This is a genomic window from Secundilactobacillus angelensis, assembly GCF_012641075.1.
In the GTDB taxonomy this organism is placed as follows: domain Bacteria; phylum Bacillota; class Bacilli; order Lactobacillales; family Lactobacillaceae; genus Secundilactobacillus; species Secundilactobacillus angelensis.
Genome location: NZ_JAAXLJ010000001.1, coordinates 1 through 15624 on the forward strand (window position 1 = coordinate 1; position 15624 = coordinate 15624).

Below are 15624 nucleotides of genomic sequence, written 5' to 3' on the forward strand. Positions count from 1 at the left end.
AAGGGTATTGATAAAAATCTAGAAAAGAAAAAAACCAGCAACCACGGCGATTTAACGCTGCATGGAAGCTGATTAGTGTTGTTCGATGGGCAGTCAGGGGATCGAACCCTGGACCCACGGATTAAGAGTCCGTTGCTCTGCCAGCTGAGCTAACTGCCCATAATGGCTTGTTTAAAGCCTTGTGATTAAGTATCTGTCTTAATCAACGTTTACTAATATATCATGATAAAAAGTACTTGGCAACTATTTTTTATAAAAAAATGGCAGAATATTTAACTTAATGAATAAGTTGCAAGAATCTGCCTGTGGCTAAGAAAACGATTGTACTATACAATCTTTTTCACTTTTACGCGATAAACGCAAGGCACGCAACAGTTTTGCCCCTTTCGCGTAATGTAAAATACTGTGATATAATGAAAGTTGTGCAGGTATGATCCAAATGTACCTACCACTTACTTGAATGCTCCTGCGCGGCCCGTGCTACTGCGTTGGAATGACCGATAAGCACCTAATACTAAAACTAATACTTGAACGAATCGTTATCTGAAGGAGGACATTTCAGATGAAAAAAGTTATTCTCGTTGTCGATGATGAAAAACCAATTACTGATATTGTAAAATTTAACCTAACTAAAGAAGGATACGAAGTGGTCGTCGCCCATGATGGTGAAGAAGCACTTAAACAAGTTGAAGAAGTTAATCCAGATTTGATTATCCTGGACTTAATGTTACCTAAGATTGATGGGCTGGAAGTTGCCCGTCAGGTACGGATGAAACACGATATGCCGATCATTATGGTTACGGCCAAAGACTCTGAACTAGACAAGGTTCTGGGTTTGGAATTGGGTGCTGATGACTATGTCACTAAACCTTTCTCCAACCGTGAATTGGTTGCTCGAGTGAAGGCTAATTTGCGTCGTCAAAATACGGTTAACGCAGCTCAGCCCGAAGAAGAGGAAAATAAAGATATTGAAATTGGCGATTTGGTTATTCATCCAGATGCCTATTCTGTCACGAAACGTGGCCAAAACATTGAACTCACTCACCGTGAATTTGAGTTACTTCATTACTTAGCCCAGCATATTGGTCAAGTTATGACCCGTGAGCACTTACTTCAGACGGTATGGGGTTACGATTATTTCGGTGATGTTCGAACGGTCGATGTTACCGTACGTCGGCTTCGTGAAAAAATTGAAGATAATCCCAGTCACCCAACCTGGTTAGTTACCCGTCGTGGTGTGGGGTATTATTTACGGAATACAGAAAGCGAGTCAGGTCAGGCGTAATTCTACGCGTGCAAGGCGTTTAAGGGGTAAACGGTAGCGTGAAACGAAAATTAAAATGGTATCATTCGATACAATTTAAAATCGCGTTCGTATTCGCGATGATGCTCATTATTACATTGGAAATTGTCGGAGCCGTGTTTGTACAGCAGCTTGAGACGCAAAACTTGCGGCAATTTAAAAGCCAAATTTCGCTGCAACGTTACGTCAGTACAAACTTAACCACGCAACTTTCACGGTCGAATACAGACGCTTCTAACCGACAGATTCGGATTCTTCTGTCTGATGCCAATATTCCTAGCACGGCGAACGCGCAAATCCGCGTCATCGACAATAAGGGCACCATTCGGGGGACAAATGAGGCCAACAATCAGCAGATTGTTGGTCAAAAAACCACTGACGACACCGTTAAAAAGGTCATTTATAATAACAGTGCCGGCAGTGAAACTACGACGTTTGACGCGTCGACAAATCAATACTATTACACTAAGGTCACACCACTGATCAAGCAAAGCAGCGGGAGTAGTACGCCCGTTGGAGTTGTGTATATTCGTGCTAGCTTGGAAAGTGTGTATGACAGTATCAGCAAAGTGACAGCTTTATACCTTGTTGCTGCCATCACTGCGATTGTCATGGGGTTAATACTGTCTATCGTTATTTCCCGGGCAATTACTGTGCCAATTACTGAAATGAAGGAACAAACACAACGAATCGCCAGAGGAGATTACTCTGGACAGGTTCAAGTATATGGAAACGATGAGTTGGGTCAGTTAGCCAGTGCGGTTAATAACCTTTCTGTTCGTGTGGAAGAAGCCCAAGAGTCTACTGAATCTGAGCGAAGACGGCTGAACTCTGTTCTGGCGCATATGACCGATGGTGTTATTGCGACTGATCGGCGAGGAAATGTCACGATTATTAATGAAACAGCCGTGGAATTCTTGGATGTTGATTCCAATCAGGCAATTGGGCAATCAATTTTGGATATTTTAAACATCCGGAATCAGTATACCCTCCGTGATTTGTTAGAAGACCCGGATGAAATCATGCTGGACTTCTCTACTGAGGATCACGACTTAATTTTACAGGCCTATTTCTCACTGATTCAACGTGAGTCAGGGTTTATTAGTGGTTTGGCCTGTGTGCTTCATGACGTTACTGAACAGCAAAAGATTGATAAAGATCGTCGCCAATTCGTATCAAACGTGTCACACGAATTGCGGACGCCGCTTACTAGTGTCCGGTCTTACGTTGAAGCTTTATCTGATGGTGCTTGGAAAGATCCTAAGATTGCACCGAAATTCCTGAAAGTCACGCAAGAGGAAACGGATCGAATGATTCGAATGATCAATGACTTGTTGACACTGTCTCGAATGGATTCAGGCACGCAAAAGCTGAATTTGGAACTGGTTAATTTGAATGAGTTGTATAACTATATTTTAAATCGGTTTGACATGATCATTGATAGTGATGAGCAAAAAGACCGATCTGATAAGCATTACACGATTAAGCGAGAGTTTACTAAGCGCGATCTTTGGGTCGAAATTGATACGGACCGCTTCACACAAGTGATTGATAATATTATGAATAATGCGATTAAGTACTCGCCGGATGGTGGTGTCATCACTTGTCGTTTGATTGAAACAAATAATAACGTGATCTTAAGCGTTGCTGATCAAGGACTTGGTATTCCCCGAGCAGATATTCCTCACGTGTTCGATCGATTTTATCGGGTTGATAAAGCCCGTTCTCGTGCACAGGGTGGTACTGGCCTGGGTCTGGCGATTTCCAAAGAGGTTATCCAGTCATTGGGTGGCAAGATTTGGGTAGAGAGTCGTGAAGGTCACGGGTCGACTTTCTATATTTCACTGCCATACGAACCTTACGATGAGGGGGATGATCTCTGGGATGAAGCTTAGAAATTTGTGGCTGCCAGGCAGTCTAACGGTTGCAATACTAATCAGTCTTGGCCTTTCAGGTATGATGTGGACTAATCCAGCTCACTCGAACATCAGCAATCGCACAAAAGTTACCAAGAATTCGGATAATAGTACCAATACGACTTTTCAAGATATCTATTTGCCTTCACAGCTTGTTTCCACCAGTAATTCCGGAAAGCAGGCGTTACTGACTAACAGTCGGGTTAACGTGGCGACCGATTTACGTGATCGGATGAGTCATTTTACCGCTGAAAAGGCGGAGACAACCACGCAAGGTAATTCTAAGAAGTATCTTGCCCAATTAAAGCGAAAAGGCACTATCTTAATGAGCTATAATTCCGCTATTTCCGTCGATTTCTTTCAAAAGGCGTTTAATAATCAGATCAAGATTCCTAATCAGAAGTTTAATCGGTTGCAGATCATGTTTAACGATCCCAACCACCTTTATCTGTTAAATGATCACGGCTATCGGGTTGTGCGAGTCACGCTAAAGAACTATAAAGCAAGTAAGCTGAAAAATAGTTCCACCAATACAATGGTGAAACATCCCGTTTCTTTCAAATTATTTCACGGTAAAATCATGTTGAGTTCGTCTAAGAGTGTTAAATTGAATACTTACAGTTACCAATTGACGCAACAAACGGCAGACTACTACGCTAATCGAGTCATGACAACTAATTCGAATAGCAATGTACAAATCAAACGGCACGCTAACAGTACCGACTACGATGACCACGGTTTCCGGCATATGTCCGTTGATAAGAAGACGGATACGGTGAACTTTACCGACTATAATTCACAAGTTAAGGGCAGCAGCTTTCTGCAAACAATGAATCACGTCTATGAACAGCTCGTTATGGTGGGGATACCATTGAATAACGTGCGCTTTTACTCATATGATTCAGGCAGTGATACAGCTGTCTTTCGGACTTACGTCGGTGGACTACCAGTCTTTGATCAAAGTGATTTTGGTGCCATCCAAATGAAGGTACTAGACCAGTCTTCATACCGCATGAAGTTCTCTCTGGATAGTTTGCAGGTGCCACTTCCACCAGTACAGAGCTCGGCAACGATTATGTCGACTAATGACCTGTTGAAACAATTGAAGAACGCTGGCATTAAAGAGAGTAAAATTCAAGATGTTCAGCTTGGCTACGAATGGAGCCGGGATAAGTCACTGTCCAACGCAGTTAATCTATCACCAACTTGGTATGTTGAAATTGGTAATCAATGGCAAAATTATCGGTCTCTAGTTGGCCAACAGTGAAAGGGGGTAGCCGGAAGTGAATTTTAAGCGAATTCAATTCATTTTTTTAGCGATCTTTATTGCGATGGATATTATGTTGTTTCTAGCTTATAACCGCAGTAGCGTTGGTGATTCTACTGCTACGGGAAGTAATAACATCTTGGAAGAAATGCGTAAGGATCAAATTTCGTATAGCAAGCCGACTACCACAAAACAAGAAGGCTATTATTTCTCAGGAAATAACGGCGAGGCGTTGCGGCAAGCCGCTCCTGACTTGCAACAGCAGAATCTTCGTTTTAATGGTGCCGAATTGGTCAGTCAGTTTAAACAACCCCTTAAAGTCACTAACGGGTCGGTTAAGCAAACGTTAAATAAGGTTGTGGCCAATCCAGGGATCATTGCTGAAGGTAAGGATTATCGCTATAGTAAGCAACTTTCTAGCAGTAGTGAAATTATTTACGTGCAGCAGGTGGAAGATCAGCCGGTATATTCCCATTTTGGTCAGATTCGTTTTGACTTAGACAGTCGGCGTCGAGTCATTGGGTATAGTCAAAATTACTTACAAGGCATTAAGACTTTGAAGGAAGCCTCTGAGACGATTAGCGAGGAACGGGCGTTAACCTGGTTATACCAGTATAATGAAATTCCAAACGGCGCCAAGATTTCATGGGCCCACATGGCTTATACCCGTCTCTTAACCGCTCGGGGACAGTACGTCTTTTTACCAACTTGGGTATTTGCCGTTAAGATCAATAGCTCTTCATCAGTTATTTTAAAACGGGTGAACGCTTATAACGGTGAAGTCATCAAAACCGGTGAAAATAATCAAAATAGCAATGCTAATTCAGAAATATTTACACTCACATAATCACTTATAAGCAGTATTTAATGATTGCGTTTCGACGTGAAATGCGTTGTAATAGTAACGACGAACAATCATTGAGAAGTGAGTAAGTAAGATTATTCACGACCCTACCAATGACCATGTTGGCAGGGTTTTTGTATTTAAATAAAGGGAAGTTGGTCGGTTTATGCAAGAGCAAAATGATGGCTTAAAGGTGAGTGTTCTAGCCAGTGGCAGTACGGGTAACTGTACGTACATCGAAACGGCTGATCACAAGATTCTAATTGATGCCGGTTTAAGTGGTAAAAAAATCGAAAATCTCATGCAATCCATCGGCCGTGATTTAAGCGACGTTGATTCACTTTTCGTAACGCATGAGCACTCAGATCATCGCAAGGGTGTGGGAGTCTTAGCTCGGCGTTATGGTATGGATGTTTATGCTAACCAGGGCACTTGGGATGCTATGGCTAGTAAAATCGGGAATATCCCAACGGAACAAAAAAATATTATTGCACCAGATTCCGTCCTCAGCATGGGTGATTTAGATGTTGAGAGTTTCACAGTTTCTCACGATGCTGCTGAACCTCAATTTTATGCTGTTCACAGCGGCGGAAAGAGCTTTGTGGTACTCACAGACACAGGCTACGTTTCAGAGCATGTAGAGGGTGTTATTAAAGACGCCGATGCTTATCTTATGGAATGCAACCATGACGTGGAAATGTTACGGATGGGCAGTTATTCGTGGCCTTTGAAGCAACGGATTCTCAGCGATACCGGGCATTTAAGTAATGAAGACGGCGCTGATGTGATGATGGACGTTTTAGGGAATCACACGAAGCGGATTTTTCTTGGTCATTTGAGCCAGGAAAATAACATGAAGTCGTTGGCCCATTTGACCGTTGCTTCAATCATGGAGGACCATGATTTCGGAGTTAACCATGACTTTAAGATTTTAGATACCGACCCAGAAAAGGCCAGTGGGTTAATCACTCTTTAAACACTTAAGTTTTTCTTAGAAAAAGCTTATACTTTTTTCGGATAAAGCTTCAAACATTTTTCACATCTCATCTGTAAAATAGGTTCATAAGTAAGTAGGTTGAGCAAGTTTAGGGGTTCTATCAAGACCTAAATAACGGGTTCATCACTTTGCCTAAATTGTGATGACATACAAGGAGGGAAGCGCGATTCGCGCGGAAGTATGGATAATCAACAACAACCAGGATCAAATAATAATCGTAGCCTGCTTATCAAAGTTGCCGTAACGGCACTTGTGGCCGGTTTACTTGGTGGAGGTATTGCCTATGGTGGTGCTAATTACATCAGTAATCGTGATACCACGTCGGTTCCAACGGGATCCAATAAATCAGGCACTGCAACCACTAGTAACATGAAGGTCAACGTTAGCTCGCAAGCGTCTAAAGCCTTCTCAAACGTGAAGAATTCAGTGGTTTCCGTGATTAATTTACAGAAACAAAACCAGTCGTCTAGCACTTTAAATGGTATTTTAGGCGGTGGAGGTTCTAGCAGCAGCTCATCTTCTAGTGGCAGTTTACAAACTAGTTCAGAGGGTTCAGGTGTGATTTACAAGAAGGCGGGTAACGCGGCTTATATCGTCACTAATAACCACGTTGTTTCTGGATCTAACGCTCTTGAAGTGATTTTGAGTAATGGCAAGAAAATCGATGCCAAACTGGTTGGTAAGGATGCCGTGACTGATTTAGCGGTATTGAAAGTTAACAGTGCTGATGTTTCTAAAGTGGCTAGCTTTGCCAATTCAGATAATATCAAGGTCGGCGAAACTGCACTTGCTATTGGTTCACCGCTGGGTTCGCAGTACGCTACTTCATTGACTGAAGGGATTATTTCAGCCAAGAAGCGGACGGTCGCTACGACGGATGAAACGACTAACCAGCAAACCGGTAACGCAACCGTTATTCAAACGGATGCAGCTATCAACCCAGGGAATTCGGGTGGTCCGCTGATTAACCTTGCCGGCCAAGTTGTCGGGATCAATTCCATGAAACTTGCTAGCGACAATTCAGGAACCAGTGTTGAAGGAATGGGCTTTGCTATCCCAAGTAACGAAGTCGTTTCGGTTATCAATCAACTGATCAAGAACGGTAAGATTGTTCGACCAGCACTGGGAATCAAGTATGTGGATCTTTCAGAAATTTCAAAGACGCAACAAAAGTCAATTCTGAAGTTGCCATCCAGTGTTGAAAACGGGGTTGTCGTTATGGCAAAACCAAGTTCTTCAACACCAGCAGGCCGTGCAGGAATCGGTAAATACGATGTCATTACTGCCTTAGATGGCAAGAAAATCAGTACTAATTCAACCTTGAGAGACCTGTTGTACAAGTACAAAGTCAATGATACAGTCACTGTGACGTACTATCACAATGGTAATCAGAAGACAACCAAAGTAAAATTGACTGAAACCACGTCACAGTTGAATCAATAATCAGAAAAGAATGTATGTGAAGAAAAGGCTGAAACCCGATTGATCAGGTTTCAGCCTTTTCAATTATCCTGAAAAAGACGAATGTTCGAGTTAGTTAGACTAGGATAAATACAGTTTAGTAGGCATGCAACGAGGGCGTAGTCGAATAACGAAAGCGTTATTGCTGTAGAAAATTCGGAAGTGTGAGTAATCCACAGGAAATTGTGGATAACTTTGTGGATAACCTTTAATTCGGTATAAAAGCCGTGATTACTCATTTTCTCCAGGCGTGTCACTAAAACTATTAACAGACTGTGGATAACTCTAAAACGGGGTTAATTATTTTTTAATAAAACGTTGATGTGACGGCATTTACATTGGTACAATAGGAGCTAGAGAGCAGTATGCATTGAAAATGAATATTCATTTTTAGCAAGTGATGTACTGTCCACAAGGGCAAGCAAAAACGGTGATTTAGCTTGTGGATAACTTTGTGGACAACTTAAAATGAGGAGAGCAGTTATGAACATTAAACTGGTGGTAGTGGGTAAATTAAAGGAAAAATATTTTAAGCAGGGCATTGCAGAATACGCAAAACGGCTGTCGCGATTTTGCAAATTTGAAATTGTGGAAGTTCCCGACGAAAAAGCGCCGGAAAGTTTGAGTGATTCTGAGATGGATCAGGTGATGCAAAAAGAAGGTGAACGGATTCTTTCTAAGATTAAAGACCGGGAATACGTTTATGCGCTGGCCATTTTAGGGAAAGAGCGCTCATCGGAAGAATTTGCTAAAGAAATCAAGGACCTGACTACTTACGGCCATTCGGATATTACCTTTGTGATCGGTGGATCATTAGGACTGGCGCCAGAAGTATTGAAGCGTGCGGACACCCAGATTTCGTTTGGGCGGTTTACGCTGCCACACCAGTTGATGCGGCTGGTACTCACAGAACAGATTTACCGGGCGTTTATGATTAATGAGGGGAGTCCGTATCATAAGTGAATTGCTGTGGTCATTTTGGCATCTAAAATCTGCAATTAATTGAATGCAGCCTATGCTAAACTAAGAGAAATAAATTGGCTGTATTGATTACTGGCAAATAACCGTGGAGGAACACAGATGAATATTGGTACATTAATAAATGATTTCACCAAAACCGATGATTTTACGGAATTAGAGATGTATCCGAAATCAGTAGTTATTGACAGTATCGAAGGTTTTTATCAGGTACTGATTGAAGAACATGGCAGTGACAGCAGTAAATGGACTGGTCAGCAAATTTATGATGTCTTTAGTCAGTTATTAATGATGAGTTATGCAGATCAGGATCCAGATGGTGAGCTTTTAGCGTCTTTAATTTATGATGCTAATCGTTATTTTTTTGAGTATTTAGCGGCACAGGGGAAATTGCAATTAACCGCTGATGAGATGAGTGAACTTTTGTTTCGATTTGAAGAGGAAAATTTGGATTTGTTAGTACCCGAGGCGAATGTGCCTCCACTAGGTAGTGAACCTGTTTTTAATAAACCTGGATTACCAGAATGGCGTGAATATGTAGCACGTGATATCAATAATTATGTGGCACAGTGGCTAGAGGCGTATTTTGAAAGCCCAGAGTGGCAGCGAAAACAACATCAAGTAGACCAAGATATATTGGAACTCGTTGTGACAACTTTAGCTGAAAAAATCTATGATTACCATCGCAAAACACCGAAAACTTGGACTAAAAAAGCGTTACGAGATGTGATGTGCACCTATCTTGTCGGCAATGTTGACCTTTCTGATGACGATTATCAGAATTTAGTGCCTGAAGTTAGTGAGTTTCTGGATTATATTGTGAAGCGTGGGTGGTTAAATGATAAAAAGGCCGCCAATTATCAACGCTACATGGCTGCTATTGAACCTGATATGATAGATTTTGCTCAAGATGAAACCAACTTTGGACCATCTAAGACCATTGCGTTAGAGATGCGGCGCCAAGGGATTGATATTAATGATCGCCCGGCAGTCGATAAATTTATTAAAGATTTAAATGCACGGGGTGGCGTTGATGCGTTGTATGACGATAAGTTTAACGAGTACTTGGATGAAGACGATGACCCATTAGATGGTGATGACTTTTTGGCTATGTTGGATAATCCCCAGCAACTTGCTGAAGTTGCTCAGCTTTATGACCCAGATTCACAGCAGCAATTTTTGAAGAATGATCACCTACCTGAACTTGATGGTCATAAATGGCGTAAAAAGACAGCGATTGAGGTCCATCAAAAAGCTGTTCAGTTTGGTCTACGGTTGTGGCTGACCAAGAAAGATGCTGCATTGGAAAATAAAATGGATGCAGCAACAACGGTTGGTCTCGTGTGCGAATTTGTTGATGTGATGTATGCTCAAAATCTTCAAAAGCCAAGTGAGTGGACAGCTGCAGCATGGTATGAATTTGGTGATTGGCTTCATAAATATTCAAAGGAAGATAATCGTGGTATCAGACAGGCTAATATGTTGGCAGAGCTGGCCAGGGTATTAGGTGAGGCTGACATTATTAGCGCTAAAAAGGCTCAACAGTTAGCTGCTGCAATCCTGGGGAAAACAGTTGTCAAAAATCAAGCACCAACCAAAGTGACAGGTGGTAAGGTGATTTCTATGAAACAGGCACGTAAACTATTGAAAAATAGGCGACGATAAATTTTATTGGTGGATTTAAAAACAGACCGAGAAAAGTATTATCTTGGTCTGTTTTCTATTCTGCAGGTAGTTTAGTTTGTGGAGCAAATTTATTTTTCCGTTTCATTCAATTCTAACAACCGTGCCCGCAAAGCATCATCATAAGCCGTCAGATACAAACCGTACTTTCCGCGCTTGATCAACACGTTCAAAACATTGGCGATAAAAGCCTTATACTCATCACGGCTGAACTTCATGTCTTTCCGCTTCTTAAACACTTCCTTGTGGGAGTATTTTTCTGGAATGACAGTCATTGTGTCGGTTTCTTTGTCATAACCAAATGATGGTCCAATCACCATGCCGACGTAGTTTAAATCAAAGCCTTGTAAGGTATAAATAGTTCCAACTTGGGTAATGGAGCCTTCACGCTTAGCCCATGGTGTGCGTTGCGGATCCCATTCGTCCCATGGCAGGTTAAAGGTATCCATTTCAACGTTATGCCGGCCATCGATCCGTGGAAAACCTGATGTAGCGACCATTCGGCTCATGCCATATTTCTTGTTTTGTGCCTTAATCTTTTCAAACATCTCACCAGCTTTGTCGAATACTTTGAATTCGAAATCGCTGTTATCTGGGAATGGTTTGATTGGTTTTTTTTCGGTTAAATCATTCATCCATTTAACTTGTTCGTCACTAGCTACCATTCGGTACTGGAAGTTCATGTCGAACTGTTTGTAAGGGTGGTTGCCGATAGTTTTAAAGAGTAGCTTCTTGTCCCAGTACATTTTTGATTGGAAGACCTGATCGAAGTCGTACACAACGACAACTACTTTAGCTAGATTCATTAAATCAGTTAGTTGGTTTTGACCGCGGTAATGGGCGTAGGGTTCTGATTTGGAATAGAGTAAGTGCGCTTCGTCCACAAAAATAATGTCGTATTTTTCGTGATTCTTTTGCGCATAGTTGATTAAAGAGGTGGGGCGGCGGATGGTGTTAACGTTCATGTTAGGAATAGCCGAACCCATTTCTCGGTAGGCTTTATAGAGCTCGGGATGGTTGACTACCAGCGAGGTTTTGTAGCGCTTATCCGTCATATACTGACGCACTAATTCCATTAGGACAACTGATTTACCCGTACCCGCAGCACCTTCGATGATGGCAACTGAAGATGTCTTGCCGGTGAGCCCTTGTTTGATATAATCGTTAATATTAGTAATCACGTTTTTTTGATCATCGGATAGGTCATCCACAAAAAATTGTGCTTTTAAAACTTTGTTCATTGGTTTGGTCATTAGAAAACTCCTAGTTGGTTAAATATTATGGTTTCATTTTATGAAAAACAATTGCCCTAACATTATACTGCTTAATCTTGAGGTAATTCCAGTTGGTATTTTGGGGATTTCTCTAGGGTGATGGATTAGCTATAATTGACCTTGAGACTGTAAAAATGAATACAATTCAGAAGTTGATAAACCCTTTAAATACTTCCAGGCTACGTGGCCATTCGGTATCCTAATGGCAAGTGGTTCGGCTTAGTCATGAACGTTCCAGCCAATAAATTAGGCCTGTCGGGTACGGATGAAATCGATGTTGTTGATTTAAAGGTTGATTCAGAGTTGAACTCCATTTTACAGGTTCAGCCAGGATTCTTGCCAGGGTATCATATGTCCAAAGTACACTGGATCAGTGCCCGGTTAGATGAGTTTAATAGTGTGGACGAACTGGCTGATTTGATCGAGGGTAGTTATAATGCAACGGTGTGATGACGTTATTTAGATTTTTAAGTAAAACAGACGTCTCTTCTAATAGGCTAGCGCTTGTTGGAAGAGGCGCCTTTTCACAAATTAATTTGAAAATGTTTCATGTGAAACATTTTCGATTGTTGATTCCCAATAATTTATGAGATGTTAACTGACATTAGTGTCAAAAATAGCGTTAGAGGAAAATTTTCCTCTAACGCTATTTAGATTACTTACCTTTACGAATTTGATTCAGTGGTGATTGATCATCTGGGGTAATGATTCCCGCTTTGATCATTAGCCGAATTGCTTCTCGCAAGTGATGGGTCAGAGCAGTTTGTTCGGTTGCTGATAAGTTTTGGGTATGCGATTGGATGCGGTTAGCAATCAGCTGACTGTGTTCGTGGATCACGGTTTTACCATGCTCAGTGCCGTACACGTTAACCACCCGGCGGTTATCTTCGTTGTGACGGCGTTCGACCAAGTCGCGTTTTTCTAACGTGGTTATCAGGCGAGTGAGTTGCGCACGCGAAATGCCCGTAGTATCAGCCAGTTGACTCATACTGATGCCAATTCGGGTATAGACATTCTTTAAGGTAATGGCTTGGAGCCGTGTGAGTCCAAATTCGTCTAACGTTCGATTTTGAGTGATAGCTTGAGTCAAATCGGTAAATAGCTGTTCGAGTTCTAATGCATTATTAGTGTTAGCTGCCATTTCATTACTTCCTTAGTGAGGTTTTAAAATTAATAAATAGTAAACTGATTATAAACAATTGACAATTATCAATTGTAAGTATAAAGTAGATTCTTGTCAATTATAGACTACTTGATATTTTAAATTTAATGATAGTGAAGTTAATGTTTGATTGAAAGGAACGTGGGTAATCATGAACGATTTTGAAGCAATTAGTCAACTTGTATTGAAGGAACGGATGTATCGTGGTCGACACGTTAAGGAAGCTGCCAATTGTTATTTTCCAGATGCTACTGTTACGACTAGCTGGCAAAGCGGGCCGGTTTCAACCTTTTTAGGGAAACAGCCGGCAGATTTTGCCAATTCATTACCCATCGTGGGGCGTTTTGGCACACCTATCGTACACCAAAACGGGAACCGGGCCTACGTTGAACTTTCATCAACTACCAATCACCGGCAGATGATCAATGACGTTGAAGCGGTTATTGAATCCTATATGCGCTTGATCTACCGCGTTGAGAAGCAGAACAATGAATGGAAAATTGTTAACTTAACTTCAATCGATGAAGCCGATAAAATGCAACCGGCAATCCCAGGTCAAGACCTCAAGGTTAATCCGGACGACATTGCTAAGTTACGCCGCAGCTATCGGTTCTTAGCCTATGGCCGCATAAAAGCCGGTGGCAAGATCAGTCAAGACCTCATGGGTACTGACCGAAAAGTCGATGAAGATGGACTCTATCAAAAAGCAGAAAATTGGCTTCACGAAAACGATTAATTAATTATAGAAGGAGAATCATTATGGCAGAAGAAAAAACAACTTTGACACTGATTAGCGGTGCTGATAAAGGTATCGGTTTTGCTACCGCCCAAGAACTCGGTAAAAGGGGTCAGCACGTTTTAATTGGTGCCCGTAACCAAGAACGTGGCGAAAAAGCTGTTAAACAGCTTAAGGATGGAGGAATTAAAGCTGATTTCATTCAGTTAGACGTTACTGATAAGGCACAGATCAAGGCTGCAGCGGCTAAAATTAAGGCTGAGTACGGTTATCTTAGTATCCTGATCAATAATGCGGGAATCGCAATGGACCACCACCAGCCTGCTTCAGAACTCAGTACGGACACTATTCGTCAGGACTTTGACGTGAACTATTTTGGCCTGATCGATGTGACCCAAGCGATGGTTCCGCTATTAAAGGCTGGTCGCCCAGCTAAGATTATTAACGTTTCCAGCAACATGGGCTCCATGGGCTTAGCCAGCGATCCTAATTCCCGGTTCTACAAGGTTAATTCACTGGGATACCAGTCATCGAAGGCCTCAGTTAACTTTGCTACGATTATCTTCAGCAAGGAGTTAGCAGATGAAGGTATTACGGTTAATTCAGTTAATCCAGGCTGGACCGCTACTGGTTTTGGCGGCCGGCCAGAGGATGCACCTGTACCAACAGGAATGCAGGATGTTGCTATCGGTGCTGCACAAATCATTAAGATGGCTAGTTTGCCGATGGATGATACTACGACAGGGACATTTACGGAAAATGCAGGGACTTTACCGTGGTAATTGGGTTTAAAAATTGTTCGGGTAAGTCATGACTTTCTCTAAAGAAATCACAAAGACGTTTCAGCTATGAATTTCATAGCTGGAACGCCTTTTAAATTTGTAGTAGAACAGATGTTTCATGTAGAACATTTTTGTGGAGCCTTTCCAACCGTCATTTCCTTCATTTGGCGCTATAATCTGAGTAATTATAGGGGAGGTGAACAGCGTGAATAATCTCGCACAATATCTAAAACGCGAAGGTGCTCATTTATCAGTAATCGAAGAGCAAGAAATCAAGAAGCTTCAGACGGCACTGAAGTCGTTGTGGGTGAATATTGCCATCTACTTACTGATTACCCTCATTGAATACTGGCTGGCTGCCATCGGGCATTCTCAGGCGCTACGAGCGGATGCGATGAATAATCTGTCCGGTGTGATCTCCACATTATTTCTGATCGTTGGGCTGCACACAGCGACGGACTCAGACGACCATTTTCTCGTTGGTAAACGGATTCCATTATTGAATGGTCGCAACGATGATCGGATGCAGCTTTCACGGTTTCGGATGGCGACAATCTTTACGCTGATTACCAGTTTCATCATTATCTTTATAGCTGGTCAAATTATTTTCCAAGGCGCCCGTGACATGTATACTGCTGGCATTAGTCATCATCCCAACCGCTATTCTGCGCTTGGTGCAGGGATTGCAACAGTACTCATGGCGGTTGTCTGTTACTTCAATTATCACAACGGTAAGCGGCTTAATAATGCAGTACTATCAGCGGCCGCAAAGGATAGTATGGGCGACGTGGTGACTAGTTTTGGCACCTTAGTTACGGTTTTGATGGCTTTTGGCTTTAAGGTTCCATGGATTGATAGTACCGTCAGTATCATTATTGGCTTCTTTGTCCTCTGGTCGGGATTAGTGATTTTTCAGGAATGCACCTTGAACCTGGCCGATTACGTAGACCCTGATTTAGAGCAGCGAATCAAGACAGCGATTATTCAGTTTGATGAAGTACACCAGATCATGGCATTCAGAAGTCGTTACAACGGTGATGTGTTAATTGTTGAAATGCTGATTATGGTTGATGCCAATATGGATGTGATGACGCTTTATGACCTAACAGAGCGGATTGAGAAGCAGTTGGAACGACAATTTCAGATTTTTGATGTTACCACGCAAGCGGTTCCGGATCCTGGGGAAGTTAGCCATTAACTGAAATCAAAGATAGATGTATT

The 15624-nt window shown here is 41.9% G+C and carries 14 protein-coding genes and 1 tRNA gene; 12 read left to right on the plus strand and 3 right to left on the minus strand.

The features are described 5' to 3' along the window. Positions 1–86: 86 nt before the first annotated feature. A tRNA-Lys gene (locus HC026_RS00005) sits at positions 87–159 on the minus strand. A 403-nt stretch (positions 160–562) separates the two neighbouring features. Here HC026_RS00005 and yycF point away from each other — a divergent pair. From yycF to HC026_RS00045, 8 genes are all read left to right on the plus strand, one after another. Next, positions 563–1285: a response regulator YycF gene (gene yycF / locus HC026_RS00010; RefSeq protein ID WP_089109825.1), complete on the plus strand. Its 723-nt coding sequence runs from the start codon at positions 563–565 to the stop codon at positions 1283–1285. 98 nt (positions 1286–1383) lie between these two features. Beyond that, positions 1384–3198 (plus strand): cell wall metabolism sensor histidine kinase WalK, encoded by a 1815-nt coding sequence (gene walK / locus HC026_RS00015; RefSeq protein ID WP_211089349.1) that lies wholly within the window; start codon positions 1384–1386, stop codon positions 3196–3198. Next, positions 3188–4486, plus strand: a complete 1299-nt coding sequence (locus tag HC026_RS00020) for a YycH family regulatory protein (protein WP_168923929.1) — start codon at positions 3188–3190, stop codon at positions 4484–4486. The genes walK and HC026_RS00020 overlap by 11 nt, the downstream gene beginning before the upstream one ends. Before the next feature lie 16 nt (positions 4487–4502). After that, entirely contained in the window at positions 4503–5333 is an 831-nt protein-coding gene (locus HC026_RS00025) for a two-component system regulatory protein YycI (protein WP_168923930.1), read from the plus strand. Positions 5334–5496: 163 nt separating this feature from the next. Then, positions 5497–6306, plus strand: coding sequence for an MBL fold metallo-hydrolase (locus HC026_RS00030; RefSeq protein ID WP_168923931.1), 810 nt, complete (start codon positions 5497–5499; stop codon positions 6304–6306). Between the two features lie 201 nt (positions 6307–6507). Continuing rightward, positions 6508–7770 (plus strand): S1C family serine protease, encoded by a 1263-nt coding sequence (locus tag HC026_RS00035; RefSeq protein ID WP_168923932.1) that lies wholly within the window; start codon positions 6508–6510, stop codon positions 7768–7770. Between the two features lie 501 nt (positions 7771–8271). Further along, positions 8272–8751, plus strand: a complete 480-nt coding sequence (gene rlmH / locus HC026_RS00040) for a 23S rRNA (pseudouridine(1915)-N(3))-methyltransferase RlmH (RefSeq protein ID WP_168923933.1) — start codon at positions 8272–8274, stop codon at positions 8749–8751. Positions 8752–8868: 117 nt separating this feature from the next. After that, positions 8869–10431 (plus strand): hypothetical protein, encoded by a 1563-nt coding sequence (locus tag HC026_RS00045; RefSeq protein ID WP_168923934.1) that lies wholly within the window; start codon positions 8869–8871, stop codon positions 10429–10431. An 89-nt stretch (positions 10432–10520) separates the two neighbouring features. On the opposite strand, the gene HC026_RS00050 is transcribed toward HC026_RS00045, so the two are convergent. Beyond that, positions 10521–11690 carry a DUF2075 domain-containing protein gene (locus HC026_RS00050; RefSeq protein WP_168924088.1) on the minus strand — a complete coding sequence of 390 codons (1170 nt, stop codon included), beginning with the start codon at positions 11688–11690 and terminating at the stop codon, positions 10521–10523. A 216-nt stretch (positions 11691–11906) separates the two neighbouring features. Between HC026_RS00050 and HC026_RS00055 the strand changes: the two genes are divergently transcribed. Beyond that, on the plus strand, positions 11907–12173 hold the full coding sequence (locus tag HC026_RS00055; RefSeq protein WP_168923935.1) for an MmcQ/YjbR family DNA-binding protein: 267 nt from the start codon (positions 11907–11909) through the stop codon (positions 12171–12173). A gap of 205 nt (positions 12174–12378) precedes the next feature. Here HC026_RS00055 and HC026_RS00060 read toward each other — a convergent pair whose 3' ends face one another. Next, a complete protein-coding gene (locus HC026_RS00060) occupies positions 12379–12864 on the minus strand; it encodes a MarR family winged helix-turn-helix transcriptional regulator (RefSeq protein WP_168923936.1) in 486 nt (161 codons plus the stop codon). Positions 12865–13036: 172 nt separating this feature from the next. Here HC026_RS00060 and HC026_RS00065 point away from each other — a divergent pair, with 172 nt between their 5' ends. From HC026_RS00065 to HC026_RS00075, 3 genes are all read left to right on the plus strand, one after another. Further along, positions 13037–13621: a hypothetical protein gene (locus HC026_RS00065; protein ID WP_168923937.1), complete on the plus strand. Its 585-nt coding sequence runs from the start codon at positions 13037–13039 to the stop codon at positions 13619–13621. Positions 13622–13644: 23 nt separating this feature from the next. Continuing rightward, positions 13645–14403, plus strand: a complete 759-nt coding sequence (locus tag HC026_RS00070) for an SDR family NAD(P)-dependent oxidoreductase (protein WP_168923938.1) — start codon at positions 13645–13647, stop codon at positions 14401–14403. A gap of 205 nt (positions 14404–14608) precedes the next feature. After that, positions 14609–15601: a cation diffusion facilitator family transporter gene (locus HC026_RS00075; protein ID WP_240890981.1), complete on the plus strand. Its 993-nt coding sequence runs from the start codon at positions 14609–14611 to the stop codon at positions 15599–15601. Positions 15602–15624 lie beyond the last annotated feature (23 nt).